This window comes from Micromonospora parva (assembly GCF_000718515.1).
GTDB lineage: Bacteria > Actinomycetota > Actinomycetes > Mycobacteriales > Micromonosporaceae > Micromonospora > Micromonospora parva.
Genome location: NZ_JNZS01000036.1, coordinates 21,101 through 45,197 on the forward strand (window position 1 = coordinate 21,101; position 24,097 = coordinate 45,197).

The 24,097-nt window shown below is 71.3% G+C and carries 16 protein-coding genes; 7 read left to right on the forward strand and 9 right to left on the reverse strand.

All coding sequences use genetic code 11. The features are described 5' to 3' along the window. Positions 1-28 precede the first annotated feature (28 nt). Complete coding sequence (locus tag IF22_RS0130560) at positions 29-1,102, reverse strand: phosphatase PAP2 family protein (protein ID WP_245233781.1); 1,074 nt, start codon at positions 1,100-1,102, stop codon at positions 29-31. Positions 1,103-1,239: 137 nt separating this feature from the next. Between IF22_RS0130560 and IF22_RS0130565 the strand changes: the two genes are divergently transcribed. Together IF22_RS0130565 and IF22_RS0130570 are read left to right on the forward strand one after the other, a co-directional pair. After that, positions 1,240-1,644, forward strand: coding sequence for a thioesterase family protein (locus IF22_RS0130565; protein ID WP_030337812.1), 405 nt, complete (start codon positions 1,240-1,242; stop codon positions 1,642-1,644). Beyond that, positions 1,641-2,471, forward strand: a complete 831-nt coding sequence (locus IF22_RS0130570; protein WP_030337813.1) for an MBL fold metallo-hydrolase — start codon at positions 1,641-1,643, stop codon at positions 2,469-2,471. Before IF22_RS0130565 ends, IF22_RS0130570 begins: the two co-directional genes overlap by 4 nt. A gap of 203 nt (positions 2,472-2,674) precedes the next feature. Here IF22_RS0130570 and IF22_RS0130575 read toward each other — a convergent pair whose 3' ends face one another. Both IF22_RS0130575 and IF22_RS0130580 read right to left on the reverse strand, forming a co-directional pair. Further along, complete coding sequence (locus IF22_RS0130575; RefSeq protein ID WP_030337814.1) at positions 2,675-3,610, reverse strand: PfkB family carbohydrate kinase; 936 nt, start codon at positions 3,608-3,610, stop codon at positions 2,675-2,677. A 111-nt stretch (positions 3,611-3,721) separates the two neighbouring features. Then, positions 3,722-4,999 (reverse strand): XdhC family protein, encoded by a 1,278-nt coding sequence (locus tag IF22_RS0130580; RefSeq protein WP_030337815.1) that lies wholly within the window; start codon positions 4,997-4,999, stop codon positions 3,722-3,724. A gap of 352 nt (positions 5,000-5,351) precedes the next feature. Here IF22_RS0130580 and IF22_RS0130585 point away from each other — a divergent pair, with 352 nt between their 5' ends. Beyond that, complete coding sequence (locus tag IF22_RS0130585) at positions 5,352-6,449, forward strand: lytic polysaccharide monooxygenase (RefSeq protein WP_030337816.1); 1,098 nt, start codon at positions 5,352-5,354, stop codon at positions 6,447-6,449. An 86-nt stretch (positions 6,450-6,535) separates the two neighbouring features. Here the strand turns inward: IF22_RS0130585 and asnB are convergent, their stop codons facing one another. Then, complete coding sequence (asnB, locus tag IF22_RS0130590; RefSeq protein WP_036412658.1) at positions 6,536-8,497, reverse strand: asparagine synthase (glutamine-hydrolyzing); 1,962 nt, start codon at positions 8,495-8,497, stop codon at positions 6,536-6,538. 132 nt (positions 8,498-8,629) lie between these two features. On the opposite strand from asnB, the gene IF22_RS0130595 reads away from it, so the two are divergent. The 3 genes from IF22_RS0130595 to IF22_RS0130605 all read left to right on the forward strand — a co-directional run bounded on the left by IF22_RS0130595 (position 8,630) and on the right by IF22_RS0130605 (position 14,969). Then, a complete protein-coding gene (locus tag IF22_RS0130595; protein WP_030337818.1) occupies positions 8,630-10,111 on the forward strand; it encodes an aminopeptidase P family protein in 1,482 nt (493 codons plus the stop codon). A gap of 1,054 nt (positions 10,112-11,165) precedes the next feature. Beyond that, on the forward strand, positions 11,166-13,022 hold the full coding sequence (locus IF22_RS0130600; RefSeq protein WP_030337819.1) for a hypothetical protein: 1,857 nt from the start codon (positions 11,166-11,168) through the stop codon (positions 13,020-13,022). 291 nt (positions 13,023-13,313) lie between these two features. Beyond that, entirely contained in the window at positions 13,314-14,969 is a 1,656-nt protein-coding gene (locus IF22_RS0130605) for a hypothetical protein (RefSeq protein ID WP_030337820.1), read from the forward strand. Between the two features lie 110 nt (positions 14,970-15,079). On the opposite strand, the gene pulA is transcribed toward IF22_RS0130605, so the two are convergent. The 5 genes from pulA to IF22_RS0130630 all read right to left on the reverse strand — a co-directional run bounded on the left by pulA (position 15,080) and on the right by IF22_RS0130630 (position 23,507). Next, positions 15,080-20,575: a pullulanase-type alpha-1,6-glucosidase gene (gene pulA, locus IF22_RS0130610; RefSeq protein WP_030337821.1), complete on the reverse strand. Its 5,496-nt coding sequence runs from the start codon at positions 20,573-20,575 to the stop codon at positions 15,080-15,082. Between the two features lie 109 nt (positions 20,576-20,684). Next, on the reverse strand, positions 20,685-21,392 hold the full coding sequence (locus IF22_RS0130615) for a cellulose binding domain-containing protein (RefSeq protein ID WP_030337822.1): 708 nt from the start codon (positions 21,390-21,392) through the stop codon (positions 20,685-20,687). 141 nt (positions 21,393-21,533) lie between these two features. Then, positions 21,534-22,220 carry a hypothetical protein gene (locus IF22_RS0130620; RefSeq protein ID WP_030337823.1) on the reverse strand — a complete coding sequence of 229 codons (687 nt, stop codon included), beginning with the start codon at positions 22,218-22,220 and terminating at the stop codon, positions 21,534-21,536. 98 nt (positions 22,221-22,318) lie between these two features. Next, positions 22,319-22,708: a hypothetical protein gene (locus IF22_RS0130625; protein WP_030337824.1), complete on the reverse strand. Its 390-nt coding sequence runs from the start codon at positions 22,706-22,708 to the stop codon at positions 22,319-22,321. Between the two features lie 37 nt (positions 22,709-22,745). Next, positions 22,746-23,507: a hypothetical protein gene (locus IF22_RS0130630; protein WP_030337825.1), complete on the reverse strand. Its 762-nt coding sequence runs from the start codon at positions 23,505-23,507 to the stop codon at positions 22,746-22,748. Positions 23,508-23,526: 19 nt separating this feature from the next. Here IF22_RS0130630 and IF22_RS33470 point away from each other — a divergent pair, with 19 nt between their 5' ends. Continuing rightward, positions 23,527-23,715, forward strand: a complete 189-nt coding sequence (locus IF22_RS33470; protein ID WP_036412665.1) for a hypothetical protein — start codon at positions 23,527-23,529, stop codon at positions 23,713-23,715. The last annotated feature ends 382 nt before the right edge of the window (positions 23,716-24,097 follow it).

Sequence of the window (24,097 nt, forward strand, 5' to 3'; positions counted from 1 at the left end):
GCCCGGAAGCCGGGGGCCGGGGGGGTGGTTAGTGGTCGGCGGGGACTGAGGTGGGGGTGGCGGGGTCTGGTTCGCGGGGGGTGGGGGGTTCCGGCTGGTTGGTCGGGGTCGGTGGGGGTTCCTTGGCCTGGTCCGACTTGGCGCTCGGGTGGCGGGTGCGCCACGCCGCCCAGCCGCGCTCCGCCAGACCGACCACCAGGAAGGTCATCCCCACGTACGCCCAGCCGACCAGCACGTCGATCACATAGTGCTCACCCGAGTAGACCAGGGTGAAGGTCATCGCCAGCGGGTACGCGAGCAGCAGCGGCCACCAGCGACGACGGGTGGCGGTCAGGAAGAACAGCACCACGAACAGCGCCCACGCGGTGTGCAGCGAGGGCATCGCGGCGACCGGGTTGGAGGCGATCTGGCCGGCGTTGAGGACGTTGCCGGCGCCGTGCATGCCGAACGCCTTCCAACCCCGGGTCGAGATCCGGGCGACCTCGGTGAGCAGGCCGTTCTGCGCCGCCCACCAGGGCGGGGCGGCCGGGTAGACGAAGTAGGTGACCAGGCCGGCCGCGCAGAGGAAACCCCAGCGCCGCATGTACGCCGCCCAGCGGTGCCGGTCGCGTATCCAGAGCACCGCGGCGGCGGCCAGCGCCACCACGAAGTGGGAGAAGTACACCCAGCTCGCCGCGACGTCCCACCAGTGCACCTGCGGGTGGTAGAGGTGCTGCTGCAACCAGACGGTGGGCACCTCACCGCCGGTGGCCCAGCCGAACATGAACCGGTCGGCGACGATCAGCTCCATCGCGTGCGGCGTCGCCCCGTTGTCGGCGAACCCGCGCGAGAGGTTGTACACCACGAACAGCAGCACCACCGGCACCCAGTCCCGGGCGAAGCGCAGGTGACTGCGCCAGGGCCGTTCGCTGTTCCAGGCGATGGTCGCGGCCCAGATCCAGACGAAGGCGTACGCCGGGTCGGTGGGCAGGCCGATGGCCAGCCACGCGGCGACGAAGGCGACCGCCCAGACGGTCATGGCGACGATGCGCCGACGACCCCCGTCCGGGGACGCGGGCGGGTCGGTCCGGGCGGGGGGCTGGGGGTCAGTCACGACGGCCATCGGGGTCAAGGTTAACGACGGGGCCGGCATCGACCGACGGGGACCACCCGGCGGGGTCGTGCACAGGTGGGCGGGCGGGCGGTTCCGGATACCCGGCCGCTTGCTCGGCGGGCCCGGTGAGCACCTAGGCTGACGCCATGCAGGAGCAGCCCGAGCCGGCCCTCGCGCCGGGTCTGACCGCCCAGGTCGAGTTGACGGTCACCGACGCGGACACCGCCCAGGCGGTCGGTTCCGGGGACGTACCGGTGCTGGGCACTCCCCGGGTGCTGGCGCTGGCCGAGGCGGCCACCGTCGCGGCGACGGCGACCGGGATGCCGTCCGGTTCGACGACGGTGGGCACCCGGATCGAGTTGGAGCACCTGGCGCCGACGGTGGTCGGCCGGACGGTCCGTGCGCAGGCGCTGCTGGCGGCCGTCGACGGCCGCCGGTTGTCGTTCGAGGTCACGGTCAGCGACGGGGACCAGACGGTGGCCCGGGGTCGGGTGGAACGGATCCTCGTCGACCGGGCACGTTTCGTCGAGCGCGCCGGGCGGGCGTCGTGAACGCCGGCTTCGCCGAGGTCGCCGACCGGGTGTACGTGCTGGCTGAGCCGCTGCTGCGGGTCAACGTCACACTGGTCGTCGGCGACGACGAGGCGCTGGTGGTCGACACGCTCTCGTCGGCCGCCCAGGCCACCGAGCTGGCCGGGGCCGTCCGGGCGGTCACTGACCGTCCGTTGACGCTGGTCAACACCCATCACCACTACGACCACTGCTTCGGCAACGCGGTACTGGCCGGCGACCCACCCCGCCCGGTGTACGCGCACGAGCTGGCCGCCGCCGCCCTGCGCGAGGAGCCGGAGCGGCTGCGCCGGGAGGCGTACGAGGAGTTGCGCACGCAGCATCCCACGCTCGCCGCGGAGCTGGCCGACACCCCGCTGCTCGCCCCGACGCACACCGTGCACGTCGAGACGGTCCTCGACCTGGGCGGCCGACGGGTGCTGCTGCGACACCCGGGGCGGGGGCACACCGAGGCCGACCTGGTGGTGCACGTGCCGGACGCCGACGTGCTGGTCGCCGGGGACCTGGTGGAGCAGAGCGGCCCGCCCGCCTTCGAGGACTCGTACCCCCTGCAGTGGCCGGACGCGGTCGCGGACCTGCTGCGGCTGACCACCGCGCGCACCGTGGTGGTCCCGGGCCACGGCGACCCGGTGGACGTCGACTTCGTCCGGGCCCAGCACGCGGAGCTGGCGAAGCTGGCCTGGCTGATCCGGGCCGCGCACACCGGCAGCGCCCCGCCGGAGCGGGTGGCCGCCGAGGCCCCGTTCGGCGCCCGCCCCGCCCTGGTCGCCGCCCACCGTGGCTACCTCGAACTGACCGGCACGGCCTGACCGCCTACACCGACGTACGGCGCCACTGCTGGTGGGTGCCGCCGTTGCAGCTCCACTGGTCAACCCACTCCCCACCCGCCATCCCGCGCCGATCTTGCACTTTCTGCGGTGCCACACATGGGCAAAGCTGACCAATCGCCAACCGAAAGTGCAAGATCGGCGGAGTGAGGGCGGGGGCGCGGGGGCGCGCGGGGGGGGTGAGGTCAGGGGTTGAAGCGGTTTTGGACGGCGGCGCGGGTGGGCATGGCGGTGGCACCGCCCGGGGACTCACAGACCAGGCCGGCCACCCGCAGGGCGAAGGCCACCCGGTCGACCCAGCCCGACGGGTTCTCCGGTTCGCCGTTGACGAGCAGATCGGCGATGAGCGCGGCCATCACCGAGTCGCCCGCGCCGGTGGCGTCGATCGCGGTGACCTTGGGAGCCGGAACTCGGACCGGGTCAGCGTTGGCGGCTGCCAGTACCGCACCCGCCGCGCCGAGCGTCACCACCACCGTGGCCGCCCCCAGCTCGCGCAGGTACGCCGCCACCCCCTCCACCGGCTCACCGGGATAGAGCAGGACGGCGTCGGCAGCGCTCAGCTTGACCAGGTGCGCGCCGGCCGCGAACTCCGCCACCACCTCGCGTAACCCTTCCAGCGCGCCCGGCCCGGTCAGCAGCCGGGGACGGACGTTCGGGTCGAAGACCCGCAGGCCCGTGGCGAGCGACCAGGCACGTCGGGCAGCGGCCAGCGTGCCGGGTTGGAGCAGCACTATCGAGCCGCAGTAGAGCACGTCGGCACCCTCCAGCAGCGCCAGCTCCAGATCGTCGGGGCCGAGCAGTCCGTAGGAGGCCGGTTCGCCGTAGAAACGGAAATCCGGTTCCGGCCCGGCATACGTGACGACCGCCAGCGTGGTCGGCGCGGGCACCGTGATCGCACCGGCCACCCCGACGTCGGCCGCGGTGAGGAACGCGCGGATCCGGCCGCCCAGCGCGTCATCACCGAGCGAGCCGACGAACTGTGCCGCGCCGCCGAGTCGGGCCACCCCGACCGCGACGTTGAGCGGCCCACCGCCGATGGCCTGCCGGTAGACCCGCTCCCCGTCCACCTCGCTGTCGAGCAGGTCGACGAGCGCTTCGCCGAGCACCACCGCGTATCCCATGCCGTTCCTCTCGTCGTCGCCGGCCGCCGCTCGCCGAACCGATCGCCGTGGCACCAGGCTGGCACAGCGCGCGCCCCGATGGGCGCCGAAGGCCCGGCACCGACGGGCGCGCTACCCCGACCGGTGGATCGGCCCGTCGAGCGCGGCGAGAGGGCGGCCGGTGCCGCCCCACCGGGCCGCGACGATCTGCGCGGCCACACTCACCGCGGTCTCCTCAGGGGTACGACCACCGAGGTCCAACCCGATCGGTGAGGCGATCCGGGACAGCTGCTGCGGGCTGAGCCCCGCCTCGGTCAGCAGCTTGTGCCGCTCGTCGTGGGTGCGCCGTGAGCCCATCGCGCCGACGTACGCCAGCGGCTGGCGCAGCGCCAACTCCAGCAACGGCACGTCGAACTTCGGGTCGTGGGTCAACACGCACACCACAGTGCGCTCGTCGAGTCGACCGGCCGCCACCTCGGTAGCCAGGTAGCGGTGCGGCCACTGCACCACCACCTCGTCCGCCCCGGGAAGACGTCGCGCGGTGGCGAAGACCCGCCGGGCGTCGCAGACAGTGACCCGGTAGCCGAGGAACGCGCCGATCCGGGCCACCGCGGCAGCGAAGTCGATCGCCCCGAAGACGATCATCCGGGGCGGCGTGGCGTACGTGGTCACGAAGAGACTGACGCCGTTGCCTCGGCGCTGCCCGTGGTATCCGTACCGGAGCATCCCGCTGCGCCCCGCGGCGAGCAGCCCGAGGGTGTCGGCGCTGGCGGCGTCGTCGAGCCGGTCGTCGCCGAGCGAGCCGACGCGGCGCTGGCCGGTCAGCACCAGCCGCCGGCCGAGCCGCCGGGCCGGGTCGCTCGCCCCGGCGGGGTCAGCGGCGGCCGGCGAATCATGGGCGTCGGCCGGTCGGCGGCCGGCGTCGGCGGCCGGTGTGTTGGTGGCGTCATCGACCGGTCGGCTCCCGGCGTCGGCGGCGACGCAGGTGGCGTCGGCGGTCGGTGGGTGGTGGGCGTCGGCGGCGACGCAGGTGACGACTGCCGCCGGGTGGCCGTCGCGGCGGGCGGCGGCGACCGCGTCCAGCGCCGGCAGGGCGCTCGCGTCGACACGCTCGACGAACACGTCGAGGATGCCGCCGCAGGTCAGGCCCACGGCGTAGGCGTCATCGTCGCTGATCCCGTAGCGGCGCAGCTCGGGTTGGCCGGTGTCGAGCACCCGGCGGGCCCGTTCGTAGAGATCCGCCTCGACGCAGCCGCCGGAGACGCTGCCGACGACGGTGCCGTCGGTCGTGACCACCATGGCGGCGCCGGGTGGCTGCGGGGCGGATTGCCAGGTGGCCACGACGGTGGCCAGCGCGACCGGCTCGCCGTCGCGGCACCGGCGGTGCACCTCGTCGAACACGTTCGGCACCGGCGGCCGCCTCTCCGTTCCCGCTCCCCGTAGGCAGGATATGGCGTTCAACGGCGACCGGCGGGTCTTCTCCTGCATCGAGCAATGCCTATTGCGCCCGCCCGGTACGGCATGGTGGGATGACGCGTACCGGGCGGTGCGAGGGCTGCGGCGCCGCCGGTTGCCGGGTTGGTTAGACGCGAGGGCACCGGTCCAGGACAGGACCGTCGACGGCGCACGTCCACCGGCCGATTCCGCCGGGGCACGTCGCTGTGATCGTCGCACCGCTCACGACAGCGGGGCGATCAGGCCACATCCCACCCGATTGCGGCGAGGCGGCTCAGGCAGCGCGCCTCGCGAGTCAGGAGAACCCGTGAATCGTTCCCGTACGGCCGCGTTACTCACCGCGGCCGTGACCCTCGCGCTGGGCGCTGTCGCCGTGGCGTCCGGTCCGGCCACCGCGCACGGCGCGGCGATGACGCCGGGCAGCCGCACGTACCTGTGCTGGCAGGACGGCCGCAGCCAGACCGGTGAGATCAGGCCGAACAACCCCGCGTGCGCCGCCGCGGTGGCGCAGAGCGGGGCGAACTCGCTCTACAACTGGTTCAGCGTGCTGCGCTCCGACGCGGGTGGCCGGACCACCGGCTTCATCCCGGACGGGCAACTGTGCAGCGGCGGCAACTCCGGTTTCCGCGGCTACGACCTGCCCCGCACCGACTGGCCGCTGACCCACCTGACCGCCGGGGCGCGGTTGGACTTCAAGTACAGCAACTGGGCGCACCACCCGGGCACGTTCTACTTCTACGTCACGAAGGACAGCTGGAGCCCGACCCGGGCGCTGGCCTGGAGTGACCTGGAGCAGCCGTTCCTCACGGTGACCAACCCGCCGCAGCGCGGCAGCGTCGGCAGCAACGACGGGCACTACTACTTCAGCGGCAACCTGCCGTCGGGTAAGAGTGGCCGGCACATCATCTACTCCCGTTGGGTCCGCTCGGACTCGCAGGAGAACTTCTTCGGCTGCTCCGACGTGACCTTCGACGGCGGCAGCGGCCAGGTCACCGGCGTGGGTCCGGGTGGTACGCCGACCGACCCGCCGACCGACCCCACCGATCCGCCGACCGACCCGACGGATCCGCCGACCGACCCGACCACCCCGCCGCCGTCCGGCGGTGCATGCATGGCGGCCTACAAGGTGAGCAGCTCCTGGCAGGGCGGCTTCCAGGGCGAGGTCACGATCATGAACCACGGCAGCACGCCGTTCTCCGGTTGGACCGCGAACTGGACCTGGCCCAACGGGCAATCGATCAGTCAGATCTGGGGTGCCACCCAGACGTCGTCCGGTTCAACGGTGACAGCGACAAACGTCGCCTACAACGGCACCGTCGCACCGGAGGGCAGCACGACGTTCGGCTTCCTGGCCAGCAGCACAGGAACGAACGGACTTCCCACTGTCACGTGCGCCGGCCGCTGACCACCACCTGAAATGATCAAGAGGTTTGCGTCACCCGGAGTGCTTCCGGTGACGCAAACCTCTTGATCAACAGGGTGGGGCGTGGGTCAGCGGACCATGGAACCGACCACCGGCTTCGTGAGCAGCGCGGACTGGTTGCGCTGGATACCCGGGTCGAGCGTCTTGGCCACGAAGATCGCGTGCCAGATGCAGAAGATCAGCACCGTCCACACCTTGCGGGAGTGGTCGGCCTCCTCCCGCTTGTGCTCGTCGAGCAGCCGCAGCGCGTACGACAGGTCGAGCAGATCGCCCGCACCCGAGGTGCTGAGCACGTGCCGGGCCCACTCGTACATCTCGCCGCGCAGCCAGACCCGGGTCGGGGTCGGGAAGCCCAGCTTTTTGCGGTTGACGATGGCCGGCGGCACGACCCCCTGCAACGCCTGACGCATCGCGTACTTGGTGGCGTCCGAGCGCGGCGGCAGCTTCAGGTCCACCGGGATCTTCGCCGCGACGTCGAAGACCTCGCGGTCGAGGAACGGCACCCGCACCTCCAGCGAGTGCGACATCGAGATCCGGTCGGCCTTGACCAGAATGTCGCCGCGCAGCCAGGTATAGAGGTCGACGTACTGCATCTTGGTGACGTCGTCCAGCTCCGTGCACTCGGCGTAGATCGGGGCGGTGACATCCGTGTAGCGCACCGAGGGGTCGTAGCGGCGCATCAGCTGCTGCTTCTCCTCCTCGGTGAACATCCGGGCGTTGCCGTAGTAACGCTCCTCGATCGGGGTGGTGCCGCGCTCCAGGAAGCTCTTGCCCTTGACCCCCTGCGGGATCGCCCTGGAGACCGCCCGCAGCCCCTTCTGCACCCCGCCGGGCAGGCCGTTCACGGTGCCCAGCGACAGCGGCTCCCGGTAGATCGTGTAGCCGCCGAAGAACTCGTCGGCGCCCTCACCGGAGAGCACCACAGTGACGTGCTCGGCGGCCTTCTTGGCCACGAAGTAGAGCGGCACCAGCGCCGGGTCGGCCACCGGGTCGTCCAGGTGCCACACGATCTTCGGCAGCGCGTCGATCATGTCCTGCGGGCCGATCTTGGTGGGGATCGTGGTGACGTCCAGGTGCCGGGCCGAGTCCTGCGCGACGTCGATCTCCGAGTAACCCGGCACGTCGTAGCCGACGGTGAAGGTGAGGATGTTCGGGTTGAACTCCCGGGCCAGCGCCACCACAGCCGTCGAGTCGATGCCGCTGGACAGGAACGAGCCGACCGGCACGTCCGAGCGCATGTGCATGCGCACGCTCTCCCGCAGCGTCTCCCGGATCTCGTGGTAGAGCTTCTGCTCGTCGTCCACCGGCGCCGGCCGGAACACCGGCCGGTACCACCGACGCACGTCGATCCGCCCGCCCGGGGTCCAGTTCAGGTACTCCCCCGAACCGATCCGGCTGATCCCCTTGTGCAGGGTGCCCGGCTCGGGGACGTACTGCAGGGTCAGGTAGTGGCTCAGGTTGGCCGTGTCGACGCCCGCGTCGCCCTGGTAGTTGCTGTGCGCGAACGGCAGCAGCGCCTTCTTCTCCGAGGCCAGGTAGAGGCCGTCGGCGGTCTCCAGGTAGTGCATCGGCTTGATGCCGAAGTAGTCGCGGGCACCGAACGCCCGGCGCTCCTGCCGGTCCCAGATGACGAAGGCGAACATGCCCCGCAGGCGGGTGAGCACCTGCTCACCCCAGAAGTGGTAGCCCGCGACGATCACCTCGCCGTCACCGGCGGTGGCGAACTGGGCACCGAAGTTCCTGATCAACTCCTCGCGCAGCTCGATGTAGTTGTAGATCTCGCCGTTGAAGGTCAGCAGGTAACGGCCGTTCGCGTAGGGCAGTGGCTCGTGGCTCGACGCGACGTCGATGATGGCCAGCCGCTTGTGGGCGAACACGCCGTCCGCGTACCGGCCGGAGGCGTCGCCGACCACCTCGACCCCGGTCTCGTCGGGGCCGCGGTGGTGCAGGCATTCCAACGCTCCGGCGATGTGGTCGCGGTGCGCCGCGGCGTTGCCGTTCGCGCTGAAGAAGGCCAGAAGTCCGCACATGGTCGTCATCTTTCCACGCGCGCTGTCGGCCCTTGCAGCCGTCCGTCGATCCACCCGACTCCCGGGGGGCGTTACCGCCAACCGCACGCGCGGTACCGTCGGGACCAGCAACGAAGCGGAGGGAGCGGCGCAATGACCGAGGGACGCACCGACGGTACGCCAACGGACGGTACGGAATCGCACGATCCGGACTTCCCGGAGGCGTTCCTGTCCTTCATGCGGCAGGGCTGGCGCGACACCGCGCTCCCCGTGACGCCCCGCCCGGAGACCCCCAACTACGCCAAGCGGCGGGCTGCCCTCTCGGCGGCCTTCCCCGGCGAGACGCTGGTGATCCCCACCGGCACCGAGAAGGTCCGGGCCAACGACACCGACTACCCGTTCCGGCCGGGCAGCGACTTCGCCTACCTGACCGGCGACCACGACGCCGACAGCGTGCTGGTGCTGCGCCCCAACGGCTCCGGGCACGACGCGATGCTGTACATGCGGCCCCGGTCCTCCCGGGAGACCGACGAGTTCTTCCGCAGCCGCAACGGCGAGCTGTGGGTGGGCCGGCGGCACACCCTCGCCGAGAAGTCGACCGAGCTGGGCCTGCCCACCGCTGACCTGACCGGCCTGGAGGCGACGCTCGCCGACCTGGCTCCGGGGCGTACCCGTGTGTTGCGCGGTTTCGACGCCCAGGTGGACGCGGCCGTCCGCCCCTATGACGGGCCGCGCGCCGACGGCCAACCGGCCCGGGACCGGGAGCTGGCGATCGCCATCTCGGAAATGAAGCTGGTCAAGGACGAGTGGGAGATCGGCCAACTCCAGGACGCGATCGACGCCACCGTCCGCGGCTTCGAGGACGTGGCCCGGATCCTGCCGGCCGACCGGGCGGTCTCCGAGCGGCTGCTGGAGGGTGTCTTCGCGCTGCGGGCCCGCCACGACGGCAACGACGTCGGGTACAGCTCGATCGTCGGTGCCGGCGAGCACGCCACCATCCTGCACTGGGTGCACAACCACGGCGCCACCCGACCGGGTGACCTGCTGCTGATGGACATGGGTGTCGAGGGCCGCAACCTCTACACCGCCGACGTGACCCGGGTGCTCCCGGTGAACGGGCGGTTCACCGCCCTGCAACGCCAGGTCTACGACATCGTGTACGCCTCGCAGCAGGCCGGCATCGAGGCCATCCGCCCCGGGGTGAAGTTCAAGGACGTCCACCTGACCTGCATGCGGGTGCTCGCCGAAGGGCTGTCCGACCTGGGCCTGCTGCCGGTGAGCGTGGACGAGGCGATGGACGAGAAGTCGACCGTCTACCGCCGGTGGACACTGCACGGCTTCGGGCACATGCTCGGCATCGACGTGCACGACTGCTCCAACGCCCGCAAGGAGACCTACCGCGACGGCGCGCTGGGCGAGGGTTACGTGCTCACCGTCGAGCCCGGTCTGTACTTCCAGCCGGAGGACGAGCTGGTCCCCGCCGAACTGCGCGGCGTCGGCATCCGAATCGAGGACGACGTGCTGGTCACCGCGACCGGCGCGGTGAACCTGTCGGCCGGGCTGCCCCGCACCTCTAACGAGGTGGAAACCTGGCTCGCCGAACAGCGCGAAGCCGGCCCCCGCCTACCCGGCTAACCCGCCCCGCCCCTGGCCAGCCCGGCCAGGCCCGCCCCTGGCCCGCCCGGCCCCGGCCCGCCCGGCCCTGGCCCGCCCGGCCCTGGCCCGCCCGGCCCCGGCCCACCAAGCCCCGGCCCACCAAGCCCCGGCCCGTCGACTGACGGGCCGGGGCCTGGCCCGTCTGGCCCCACCCCGCCAGGATGTGGACGTGGCCCCTGGTCCGCCTGGCCCTCGCCTGAGGGCCGGGTTGAGCCCCGCCCGTGATCCACTCGGTTTTCTTGAAGTCGTGCCATCCGCGTCGCTCGGATACCGCGTTATCAGGAAAACCGAGTGGATCACGCTGCAGGGACGAGCGGTGTTCGGTATCCGCACACCGCGACGGCCGCATCCGCGACAGCGACGGCCGTACACCGTCGTCCCCCGACGTCATCGCCATTCAACCTCGCGGCGGCCGACCTCGCCGTCGGCCCGACCTCGCCGTCGGCCCGACCTCGCCGTCGGCCCGACCTCGCCGTCGGCCCGACCTCGCCGTCGGCCCGACCTCGCCGCAGGCCACCCTGCGACAGACCGACCCCCGCACCACAAGGCCACCCCGCGACAGACCCCGCCGCACCAGGCCAACCCCGCGCCACACCAACCCCGCGCCACACCAACCCCGCGACAGACCCCCGCACCACCAGACCACCCCAAGACAGGCCGACCCCGCGGCAACCCCGCGACACCAGGCCACCCCCGCGACACCAGGGCCACCCCGTGACATCCGACCCCGCGACAGGCCCACGGCTCTCTGGTCCGGACGAGGCCCACCGAGCCGGCCCGAGCTAGGCCCGGGGGCAGAACCGGCCGCACCGCCAGTCGGCGTTTGTGCTGGTAGCAGCCTTCTTCTGCCAGCCCGGACGGGTTGATGACCCATGTCCGCCCTGCGCCTAATGTGTGGTTATCTCGGATCCGTCCGCATCGCGAAGATGGTTCTCATACGGTGGGGATCAGTTGGCTACAACCCATTTGTAGCCGGTCGTGGCGCCTCGGGCGGTGCGATCCCGTCTGTAGTAGGAAAGGGCGGAAGGCTCTGATGTCCAACGACGTAACGAGTACCGACGGCGGGGCGTCGACAGCTCCGCCGACACGACGAAGGCGGGCGCTCTGGGTCGCCGGTGTGGCCGGGTTGACCGGGGTGGTCGGCCTGGCGGCGCTCGGCGGCGTCGCCGCTCGAGACGACAAGCCGAAGTCCGACCAGGTGTCCGACGCGCAGCCGTCGACCAACCGGCAGACCGTCAGCGACGACGGCGGTGCGGACAAGAACGGCACCAAGGACGATGGCGGTCAGGACGACGAGTGGAGCGGCGGCGACTGGAGCGGCTTCGACGACCACCCCGGCAAGGACAGCAAAGACGGCAAGGACGGGAAGGACGGCAAGCACGACGAGAAGGACCGCGCCAAACAGGTCCCGTGCGACTCCGACAAGCTGATCCAGGCGATCACGTTCGCCAACAACGAGAACGGTGGCGTGTTGGAGCTGGCCAAGGGCTGCACCTACACCCTGACCCGCAACCAGGACGGCAACGGCCTCCCGTTGATCACCGAGCACATCACCCTGAAGGGTGAGCACACCACCATCGGACGGGATGCCACGGCGGACTACTTCCGCATCCTCAACGTCGGCGCCGGCGGCCACCTCACCCTCAAGGGGCTGAGCATCAGGGGTGGCCAGACCCTTCAGCCCTCGATGACCGCCGACCCGGCGACGGTCTGGGCGCCGTACTCGGCTGCGGTCCGCTCGACGGTGGCCAAGCCGCCGGCCACTGCCGCACCCGGGACCGAGTCACCGGCGGCAGCGGCGAAGCCCACGGCCACCGCCGCCAAACCGGCCGCGAAACCCGCCGCCAAGCCGGTCGCCAAGCCGGCCGCGAAGGCCACCACCAAGGCAGCACCCGCCAAGGCGACACCGACCAAGGCCGCTACGACAGCAAAGGCCGCCACGGCGACAGCCGCCAAGCCGGTAGCCGCACCGGCGAAGCCGACGGGTGCCGGGCCGGCGGTGACGCCGCTGGTCGAGCAGCCTGGGTTCACCGACGGCGCGGGGGTGCTGGTGCAGCCCGGTGGCCGCGCGGAGATCCTGGACAGCGAGTTGCTCTACAACCAGGCCGGCGGCAACGGCGGCGGGTTGGCCAACTTCGGCAACACCAGGCTCAGCAAGACGACGGTCGCGCACAACACCGCCTTCTTCTTCGGTGGCGGCATCTTCAACGCCGGCGTCCTCCAGGTCGACGAGTCGAAGATCAAGGACAACACCGGGATCATCGGCGGCGGTGGCATCGCCAACGGCGCGCCGCGGATCTTCACCGAGGACGTCGACGGCGGCGCGGTCTGGGTCTACAAGAGCGAGGTCACCGACAACGAGACGCTCGGATTCGGCGGCGGTGTCCTGGACGTCGGGGGCACCACGACGTTGCACCAGACGACGGTCAGTGACAACACCGCGGTTCTCGCCGGTGGTGGCGTCGCGGTGGCCGACAGCCAGCTCACGCTCAAGGACGCCACGGTGGCCAAGAACAGCACCGCTGGCGTGGGTGGCGGCGTGGCGGTGGCTTTCGACAGCGTCGCGACGATCGAGGACAGCAGGATCAAGGACAACACCGCAGGGTTCTTCGGTGCCGGTCTCTACAACGACGACAGCGTCACCACGCTGCGCGACAGCGAGGTGGTGGGCAACCGGGCGGTCGGCCCGTTCGCTCGCGGTGGCGGCATCTTCAACACCGAGGGGAGCGAGGTCACGCTCCACCGGACGACGGTGGCGCACAACTTCTCCACCCTCCCGCCGGGGGGCATCTTCAACAGCCTCGGCGGCACCGTGACGCTTGACGACAAGTCCGCGGTCACTGCCAACCGTCCGACCAACTGCTTCAACGTTTCGGACTGCTTCGCCTGATCGGGTGGGGCTGATCCACATAGAGGGCGCGCCCCTCCGAGCCGGTGACGGTTCGGAGGGGCGTACCCATTTGGGCAGGTCACAGGGCGCTCGGCCGGCTTGGGCAGTGGTGTGTCGGTCCGGACCCCGGTGGGGGCAACATGAACCGAATGTGGGCTTCTCTCGGATAAGCCCGCGAGGCGAGGAACCTTCTCATACGGTGGTTTTGGGAGCTACAACCGATTTGTAGCAGGGGACGCCCGTCTGACGGCGGCGACCCTGTCTGGTACGAGGAGAGGGCAGAGAGCTCCGATGTCCAACTACCTAACGAACAACGAAGCCTCCGGGCGGGCGGCGGCCAAGCGTCGCCGCAAGCTCTGGCTCGCCAGTGGCGTGGCCGGTTTGACGGGCGTGATCAGTCTCGCGGCGGTGGGCGTCGCGGGCAGCGCCGGTGCGGTCGGCTTGAACTGGAACACCACGCAGGTCAGCAAGGACGGCGACCAGCGGGGTGACGAGGGGCGCGACTGGGAGGACAAGAACCGGGACGACAAGGGCCGCGACGACAAGGGCCGCGACAAGGACCACGAGCGCGGGAAGGAGGTGCCCTGCGACACCGACAAGCTGATTCAGGCGATCGTGTTCGCCAACAACAAGCACGGCGGTGTGCTGGAGCTGGCCAAGGGCTGCACCTACAACCTGAGCCGCAACGACTACGAGGGCAACGGCCTGCCGGTGATCACCGAGCGGATCACGCTCAAGGGCGAGCACACCACGATCGCTCGGGAAGCCACCGCTGACTACTTCCGGATCCTGAACGTCGGTGCCGGTGGTCACCTCACGATCAAGGGCCTGACCATCAAGGGTGGCCAGACCCTCGAGCTGTTCAACAGCGTCGAGCCGGCGGCCGTCTGGGCGTCCTACTCGGACTCCGAGGCGATCGCGGCTCAGGTGAAGGCGGGCGTTCCGCTGAACCAGGCGCTCACCGCCCGACAGGCCAACCCGAAGGCGGGCCTGAAGGCGGCACCCAAGGTCGCGGCCAAGGCCGCGCCGGCCGCTCAGGGCGGCGTCGTCACGCCGCTCGTCGAGTACCCGGATTCCACCGACGGTGCCGGCATCCTGGTCCAGCCGGGTGGCACCGCCGAGATCCTGGAGTCCGAGGTCGTCCTGAACCAGTCGGGCGGCAACGGTGGTGGTGTGGCCAACTTCGGCACCACGAAGATCTGGCACAGCACCGTCACCCGTAACACCGCCTTCTTCTTCGGTGGCGGCGTCTTCAACGCCGGCCTGCTCAAGGTCGAGGAGTCGAAGATCAAGGACAACACCGCCATCATCGGCGGTGGCGGCATCTCCAACGGCGCGGCGCCGATCTTCACCGACGACGTCAACGGCGGAACGGTCGAGCTCAAGAAGGCCGAGATCACCGACAACGAGACGCTGGGCTTCGGCGGCGGCTACCTCGACATCGAGGGCAACACCACGGCGTACGAGACCAAGTTCGTCTCGAACACCGCGGTCCTCGCTGGCGGCGGTATCGCTGCGGCGGACAGCCAGCTGAACCTGCACAACGTCTCGGTGGAGCGCAACAGCACCGCCGGTGTCGGTGGCGGTGTCGCCATCGCCTTCGGCAGCGCTGTCACGTTCGAGAAGAGCAGCATCAAGGACAACACCGCCGGCTTCTTCGGCGGCGGGCTCTTCAACACCCTGAGCGTCACCACGCTGCGCGACAGCGAGGTCGTCGGCAACCGGGCCATCGGCCCGATCGGGGTCGGCGGCGGCATCTTCAACATCTTCGGCGAGGTCAACCTGTCGAAGACGAAGGTCGCCCACAACTTCTCCACCTTCGAGCCGGGCGGTGTCTTCAGCTTCTTCGGAGACGTGAACGTGGACGACAAGTCCGCCATCACCGCGAACCGTCCGACCAACTGCCTGGCCATCCCGGGCGGCACCATCGAGAACTGCTTCGCCTGATCGGTCACCCTTGGGTGACGATGACTTAGCACCCTCGGGTGACCACAGCGCAGCGCCAGCACCACCGGCCGGCCCCCTTCCGCGAGACGCGGAAGGGGGCCGGTTCACCGTCACTTCTGAACGAAGACCGCCACGCTGCGCGCCGGTACGGTGAACGTGCCGGCCGCCCGGTCGAACGAGGCGGTCCGCAGCGTCGGGTCGGCCGAGTCGACCAGCACCGGGTGCAGTGCCACGTCCGCTCCGCGCAGCCCGGTCACCGTCTGGGTGGCCGCCGACGGGGTGGCGTTGAAGACGACGGTCACCGACGTCCACGCACCGCCCAGCCCGCGGGCGTCCAGGGTCATGGTCAGCACACCCGGCGTCTCCTGGGCACCGGACAGCGGGAAGGCGACCCGCCGCTGCACCTGCTCGGCGCTGGCCAGCCCGAACACCGGCGACGACGCCCGGATACGCAGCAACTCGGCGTATCGGGCGTCGGTGGTGTTGATCGCCGCGCAGTCCGGCACCAGCGCCGGGTCGGCCAGCAGCGGCTTCGCGTACGACCACTTGTCCTCGTTGTCGGGCGCCGGTGGCAGACCAGCGCCGAACCCGTTGCCCCGTTCACAGCCCCAGCGGATCTGGTTGAACCAGTCACCGGAGTTGTACGAGTTGCGGTCCAGCGACTTCGACCGCAGCCGCTCGGTGCCGGCGGTGACGAACCCGGTGCCCTGTCCCAGCAGCACAGTGCCCAGCGCCAGCACCTGCATCCGGGAGCGGTCCGCCGCCGTGGTGGCCTGCGGCAGTTTGTACGCCAACGCGTCGTACAGGATCTCGTTGTCGTGCGCGTCGGCGTAGGTGACGGCCTCCCCCGGCGTCGCGGTGTAGCCGGCCGGGGAGCCGTTGTAGTCGACCTGCGCCCCGGTGACCTGCCGCCCGGCGGTGTCGGTGAACCGGTAGTCGCGCAGGTTGCCGGTGAGCCCCACCTTGATCAGGTCGTGGGCGTGCAGCAGCCGGGCCTTCTGCTCGGCCGGTGAGCCGTTGACCGGGTCGCCGTTCGGGTCGGTGTAGAGCCCGGAGGCGAAGCCCTGCACCCGGGGGTTGGCGTCGAACGGTCCGCCGCCGCGCACCGCGTCGCGCAGCCGGTCGTTGAAGGTGCCGATGCCGGTGCCGGCCATGTTGGCCTGGGTGGCCTGCACGAAACGGGCGTCGTTGGCGACCTCGCCGAAGTTCCAGCCCTCGCCGTAGAGCAGGATCGACCGGCCGTCCACGCCGTCCCGGGCGACGGTCAACCGGTCCAGGGCCGCCCGGACGGCCAGGATGTTGGCCTTCGGGTGGTGACCCATCAGGTCGAAGCGGAAGCCGTCCACCTTGTACTGCCGAGCCCAGGTGACCAGCGAGTCGACCACCAGCTTGCCCATCATGGCGTGCTCGGGGGCGGTGTTGGCGCAGCAGGTGGAGTTGGCAACGGTGCCGTCGTCCAACAACCGGTGGTAGTAGCCGGGCACGATCTGGTCGAGCACCGACTTCGGGTCGGTGCCGGCCGCCGATGTGTGGTTGTAGACCACGTCCATCACCACCCGCAGCCCGGCGTCGTTCACCCCGGCGACCATCCGCCGGAACTCGGTGGTCCGCGCCGCGCCGGCCGGGTCGACGGCGTAGCCGCCCTCCGGGACGGTGTAGTGCAGCGGGTCGTACCCCCAGTTGTAGCCGTCGGTCTCGGCGACCGCCGCCACGCACTTCTGCTGCTCCGCGGAGTCTGGCGGCAGCGCGGCCAGGTCGCAGGCGGGCTGCCGCTGGTCGGCGCGCCGCTCGGGGATCGTCGCGAAGTCGAACGCCGGCAGCAGGTGCAGGTGGGTGACACCGGCGTCGCCGACCGCCCGCAGGTGGGTCATGCCGGCGGTCTTCGGGTCGGTGAACGCGAGGAACGTCCCCCGCCGCTCGGCCGGCACCGTCTCGTCGGCGATGGAGAAGTCCCGCACGGACAACTCGGTGATCTGCGCCTTCGCGGCCGGCACGGGCGCCGGTTTGCGCAGCGTGCGCCACCCGGGAGGGGCCAGCGCCGGGTCGTTGAGGTCGACGAGTTGACTGTGCGTGGAGTCCGCGGCGAGGGCCACCGAGTACGGGTCGGTGACCGACGCGGTGACCATTTTCTGCGCTGCCGGCTGCCAGGCCCGCACCTCGTACCGGTAGAACTTGCCGGTCCAGGAGCGATCGCCGCGCACCGACCAGACGCCGGTGCGGTCGTCGCGGCGCATCGGCACCGTCCTCGGGGCGCTGGTGGTCGAGTCGAACAGCTGCAACGCCACGCTCCGGGCGGTGGGCGCCCACAGCGCGAGGCTCGGCGTCCGGCCCGCGAAGGTGGGCCCGAGGGTGGCGTCGGTCGCCCGGGAGTACACGTCGTCGAGCACGCCGGGGATCTGCACGCCGGTGGCGGCGAGCAGCGCACCCTCGGCGTCGCGCGCGGTGACCAGCAACTGCCCGCGCAACGCCGCCGGGACCTTGGCCAGGTCCGCCCGGTCCAGGGCGAAGCTACGGTACGACCACAGGTGCGGGAACCTGTCGCGTTGCGCCTCGGTGAGCCCGTTGCGCTGCGCCCGCAACGGCAGGCTGGTGTACGTGCCGGTCAGCTCGCCGTCGACCACGCTGACCCCACCGGTGGGCGCGGCGACCAGCGCGTACGTCCTGCCGTCGGTCGGGGGTGTCTGCCACGCCACTGTGGACCTGTCGATCCAGTGCGCCTTCTGCTTGCTGATGTCGGTGTCCCCGCTGGCGGTGGTGGCCGCCGACGGCAGCAGCCGGCCCGGTGTGGCGGCGAGCAGCCACACCTCCCGCCCGGCGCTGGCGAAGTCGAGCCGCTGGTCGTCGGGCAGGTCCTTGGTGTCGCCGTTGTGGATGATGTAGTTCAGGCCGGTGGCGCCGGCGGCCAGCGGCACCCGGAACACCGCCCCGAACGCGTCGACGGCGCTCGGCCGCAGCGGGGCGGACCACTCGGTCGGGTTGGCCGCGCCGTCCCACAGGTGCAGGCCCCAGCCGTCGTAGTTGCCGTCGGCCCGCCGGTAGTGCAGCACGGCGGTGCCCTCCTCGACCGGCGGGTCCGGTTCACCGGTGGCGGCCTGCCTGCTCGGGTAGATCGCCGGGTCGCCCTGCTTGAGCCAGATCTCTCCGGTCTGGCTGAGGTCGATGCTGCGGTCCTGCGCGACGTCCTTCGTGCCAGCCTTGTCGACGACCAGGAAGTTCACCGACGTCGCGCCCGGCTTGAGTTTCACCCAGGCGAACCGGCCGTAGGAGTCCTCCCCGGCGAACGGCTGCCCCTTGGGCCACTCGGTGACGTACGCCGGGTCGATGTCCCCCCAGGCGTACAGCCCCCAGTCGTCGTACCCGCCGGCCGGGCGTTGGTAGTGCACCACCGCCCACTCCCGGGAGCCGCCCTGCTCCGGGGTGCCGACGACTGCGGTGGACCGGGCGGTGGCGGTCCGGCCCCGACCGTCGCGGACCACCGCCTTGTACTCGACCCGGGTACCCCCGGCCAGGCCAGTCAGGTCGTGCTGCACGGTGTACGGGGCGTGGTCGGCGCTGCCCAGCAGCGTCCACCGGCCACCGGCCACCCGGGCCGCGACGGTGACGCTGGCCAGTGGATCACCGGTAACCCGGGCGGTGACCGCGGCCCGGGTGGCGACCGGCGCGTCCGGGATCGGGCTGGTGATGGTGATGGTCGGCTTGTCGGCGGCCGGTGCGATGGGGCTGCCGGCCCGGTACACGACGGCCGACAACGGCGGCACGGTGAGGGCCACTTCGCCGTCACCGTTGGCCCGCGCGTCGCCGGAGGCGCCGTAGATGCCGGTGAAGGTGGCGCCGGCCGACCAGGTGTCCACAGTGACAGTCTGCGCGGTGTCGGCGTTGTTCACGGCCACCACGTACTCGGTGCGGTCGGCCGGGGCGATCCGGGAGGCGGCGAAGACGCCCGGCCCGTCGGCCGCGTACCGGGTGACCTGCGCGCCGTCGCGCAGCGCCGGGTGGGCCTGGCGCAGCTGGCCCAGCTCGGCGATGGTCCGGTACAGCGGATGGGAGGTGTCGAACTGGTCGCTGGCGTGGGTGCGGTCGGTGCCGAGCAGGTCGTCGTCGAGGTAGTCGGGGGTCTTCGACGCGAACATGTCCTGCCGGGCGTCCTTGTCTCCGCCCGGCCCGGTGAAGCCCTGTTCGTCGCCGGAGTAGACCACCGGCTGGCCACGGGTCAGGAACATCAACTGGTGGGCGAGCTGGTCGCGTCGGAGGTGGCTGGCCGCATCGGTGCCACCACCGGCGATGAACGAACCGATCCGGCCCATGTCGTGGTTACCGAGGAAGGTGGTCAACCGGCCCGCGTCGGTGTCCCGGGCGGCGTACAGGTCGTCGCGGGCGTACACGTCGGCGAGCGCCTTGGCCGATCCGGCGCCCGCGGTGAAGCCCCGCGCGGCCTCCTGGAAGGCGAAGTCGAGGGTGGCCGGCAGGCCACCCTGGCGGACGTAGCTGGAGCTGATCTCCGGGTCGGCGCTGTACACCTCGCCGAACATGAAGAAGTCCTTCTTGCCGGCCTTCTCGGCGGCCCGTTGGATGCCCCGGCTGAACTGCGGCCAGAAGTCCATGTTGACGTGCTTCACGGTGTCCAACCGGAACCCGTCGACGCCGGTCGCGCCGATCCAGTCCCCGTACGCCTTGGTCAGGCCCCGGACCACCTCGGGACGCTCGGTCCACAGGTCGTCGAGGCCGAAGAAGTCGCCGTACTCGCTGTTCTCTCCGGCGAAGGTGGAGTCACCCCGGTTGTGGTACATGGTGGCGTCGTTGAGCCAGGCCGGGACCTTGACGCTCGCATCCTCCGGCTCGGCGAAGGTCGGCGTGTACGGGAAGGACTCCTTGTCGACCGGTGGGAACGCGCGGCTGCCGTCGGCGTAGTTGCGGTCCTCGAACGCCCGGCCCCGCGCGTCGGTGTACGGCGAGGTCGCCTTGTCCACGTACGCGTACTTGTCCTCGGCGTACTTGATGACGTCGGCGGTGTGGTTGACGATCACGTCGAGGTAGACCTTGATGCCGCGCTGGTGGGCGAGCCTGACCAGGCGCTTCATCTCCTCCATGGTGCCGAAGTGCGGGTCCACCTGGGTGAAGTCGGTGATCCAGTAGCCGTGGTAGCCGGCCGAGATGTCGTTGCCGGCACCCTGCACCGGCCGGTTCTTGAAGATCGGGGCGAGCCAGATGGCGGTGGTGCCCATCCCCTGGATGTAGTCCAGTTTGTCGATGACGCCCTTGAGGTCACCGCCGTGGTAGAAGCCCTTGTCGGTGGGGTCGAGGCCGGTGCGCAGCCGATCACCGGCGAGGCCACCGGTGTCGTTGCGGGGGTCTCCGTTGGCGAACCGATCCGGCAGGACGAAGTAGAACTGCTCGGCGCGGGCGGCGCTGCCGCCGGCCTTCAGCAGCGCGTCGGCGCTGGGTTCGTCGCGCCACTGGGTCGCGCCGACGACCGAGAGTGAGGCACGGTCGGACGGTTGAGGGCTCGCGGCGGCGGGCTGCACGGCGACCGGAGCGCCAGCGAGGGTGACGGTGAGCAGGGAGGTAAGGGCCAGCACTGCGGTACGCGGTCTCGGCGGGGGTTTCATCGACGCCTTCCTCTGGTCGCTGATGGCCGCACGCTAACCCTTGCCGAAACATTCTGCAATACCTTGCAAACGTGGTCGCAACAAAGCAGCAACCTTGCGAAATCGCCGCTCAGAGGCCGCTGCAGCGCACCCCGTCCACAGTGCACTCCCGTGGCGCGCTGGACGTCCGCTCCATGTGGAACCGCAGCGACACCGAACCGCCGGCCGACACCTCGACCCCGCTGACGTACGTGAAGCCGTCATCGCCCTGCCGGATCGTCCCCTGCGGGACGCCCTCCACCCAGGCGGTCACCAACCGTCCACCGGAGAACTCCAACCGCACCGTCCAGCCGCGGCTCTGGGCGGACGTGTTCACCATCGCCACCTCGCCGATGAAACCGCCGTCGAAGCTCTGCACCACCCGGTACCGCCCGGCCATCCCCGGCTGCCCCGGTGCCGCCCGGGTCGGCGACCGGGTCACCGTCGGCCGCCCGGTCGCAGCGACCGTCGGAACTGCCGACGGTGAACCGGAACCGGCCGCGGCGCTCGGCGGCAGCCCGCTGGCCCGCCCGGACAACCCCGGCAGCACCGGCGCCGGAGACGGCACCGTGGACGGCACCGACGTGGGCACGCTCGGCGCCGCCGCCACGGACGGCACCGGCAGCGCCGGCGGCTGCGCGCCGTCCGGCGCCGGGGTGCGTCCCCGGTACGCGCCCAGCGCCACGAAGAGCAGGACCACCATCACGACGACACCGGCACCCACCACGATCCAGGGCGACGATGCGATCGCGACCGGACCGTGCGGCGGACGCGGAGCACGGCGGCGCATGCCGGACATGTACCTCCCTCAGCGGATCGTCCGCGCAGCGTAGCGATCGGCGGCCCAGGCCGGAAAGCCTCGGCCACGCGGCGTAGCGATCGGCGCCCGGGCGGTAAGCCTCGGCCGTACGGCGTCGCCGGCCACCGACCCGGCCGCGGCTCAGCCGATCCGGCAGTCGACCCCGTTGATCGTGCACGTTCGCGGTCGCTGCGCCGACTCACCCAGGCCGACGCGCAGCCGCAGCGTCCGGGAGTCGCCCGGTTCCAGCGAACGGGTGCCGCGCACCACGAACTCGCCGTCCCCGCGCCCCCGTACCGAGACGCCCGAGTCGTCACCGACTCGCAGCGACCAGGTGTCGTCGTCGAACGCCAACTCCACCTGCCAGTCCACCGACCGGCTCGACGTGTTGGCGATCGACAGGATCGCCGACTCCCCGTTCCAGCCGTTCGTGCCGACCTGGTAGCGGGCGCTGACGGGGTCCTCCGCCGGTGTCGTCGGCGCGGACAGCACGCTCGTCCGCCCCGGCGTCGGCGAGCCGGTCATCGTGGGCCGCGGCGACGGGGACGGTGACCGACTGCTGCGTGACGGTCGCGGCGACACCGAGCGCCGCTCCACAGCGGCCGGGGTCGGCCCGCCGGTGGTGGATGCTCCCGCCGGCACGGTCGGCAGGAACGCCGGAGGCGCTGCCTGCGGCCCGGCGTCGTGCTCCCTGCCCCGGAACGACAACAGCGCCACCACCAGGAGCACCACCAGCGCGCACACACCGAGCAGCACCACGATCCACGGCACCGACACCAACACCCGCGCCGCCCGCGAATCTGCCGCACCGTCCGGCCGCACCGCCATCAGGTCTCCCCTCGTCCCCCACCGACGCGACAGCGTAGCCAGCGCCACGCGGACCGGGAACCTGGCGGGTACGGATCGGACCGACCGGCCCCGGTCGGTCAACCCGTCCGGACGACCGTGCAGATCAGTGGCCCCTCATCGGAGGTACGCAACAGGTAGCGGTACCGCTCCCCGGGCACTGACTGCCCCCGACTGTCCAGGAACTCCCACTCCACCGCCACCATCGTCAACAGCGCGGACACCGGCTGCACGTCCTCGATCCGGGCGTGGGCCGCGACCAGCTCCCGGTCCTGGTAGTCCGGCGCGGCGCCCACGAAGGACAGCGCCACCGCCGCCGCGGTGGTGAACGAGAAGCTGTACGTGTCGGCCACCACCAGCCCCGGCAGGGCGTAACAGCCGGCGATGGCCGGCAGATCGCCGGAGGTCAGCGCCACGCCGTACCGGTCGAAGAAGTCGGCCAACGTGTCAAGATCCGTGGAGGCGTTCACGGTCACAGCAATTGCCGGTCACCGCCCGGGTCAAACCTCAGCGCGGCGGCACCCGTACCTCGATCTCCGACCCCAACCGGGCGTCGGCGGCCAGACCGAGGTCGTCACCACTCCAGAACCGCCCCGGGTCGTACCAGTTCGGACGCCGCCCCGCCGGCAGCAACCCCATGGCCTCGTAGGTCACCGCCACCACCTCGGCGCAGTACGCCGTCTCCAGCGCCCGGTCCCGCTCGCCCGCCGATCCGGCCGGACTGGCCGGGGTCGCCGGGCTGGCCGGGGTCGCCTGGTCCCGCTCACCCGCCGATCCGGCCCGGCCGGCAGGGATCGCCGGGGTCGCCGGGTTTCGCCGAGGTGCTGGCCGGCCGGGCAGGGGCAGCGTCGGCACCCGACCACGCGCCCAGCGCCACGCCAGCTGCGCTGTCGACGGGAACGGTGTGCCGTCCAACCGCGCGATCGTCCGCAGCACCGCCCGTTCCATCTCCCCGTCGGCGGGCGGGTCGAGCTGTCGCAGCCAGGCCCGTTGGCCGTACCGGTTGGCCCAGACGCAGACCGCGTCCCGCAGGTCGTGCAGCTGCACGCCGCGCTGGTGGGTGCCCGACCACAGGTCCGGCAACGACCTGCCCAGCTCCGCGTGCCACATCAGCGGCGGCATGTCGTCCAACACCACCGCCATCCCGACGTGGTTCACCGGGCTGTTGGTGGTGAACTGGATGGCCCGGTCCGGCACGCTGCGACCCCGGAAAACCCACACGTCACCGGTGCGGGTCAACTCGACGGCCTCGTCCAGGCTGATGCTCATGAGGGACTAGCCTAGGCCGATGCGGCAACGAATGCGGTGGTGGAAGGTTCTCGGGCTGGCCGGGCTCGCCGGCGTCGCGGCCTCCGGTGTGGTCATCGCGCGGGCCGAACGGCGTCGGCGCGCGTACACCCCGGAGGAGATCCGGCAGCGACTCCTGGAGCGGCACGCCCAGGCCAACGACGCGGCGAAGCCCGCCGACCCCGCCTGACCGACCGTCCCCTGTAGAGAATCGGCGGGGCAACCCGGCGGGCCACCCGGCGACCAACCGACTTGGGCAAACGGGCGAACAACCCGGCGAACGACCCGACGAACGACCCGGGCAGACAGCCGACCCGGGCAGACAGCCGACCCGGGCGAACGGGCGGACGGCCCGGCGGGCGAACGGGGCCGCGGCGTGACCCAAGGGTGGGACCGGGTCCGGCCAAGTCGCCCGGTTCCGTCAGGCACTGTCTCCCCGCGTCGGCCCCGGTCGAGCGGGCGCAAATGCGCGGTTTTCAGGAACCCGAGTCGATCATCCCGTTCGTCCGTCATGTCGGGGCATCCCGGCGAGCACCGGTGTCCGGTTTGGGTGGGGGTGTCGGGTGGTCGGG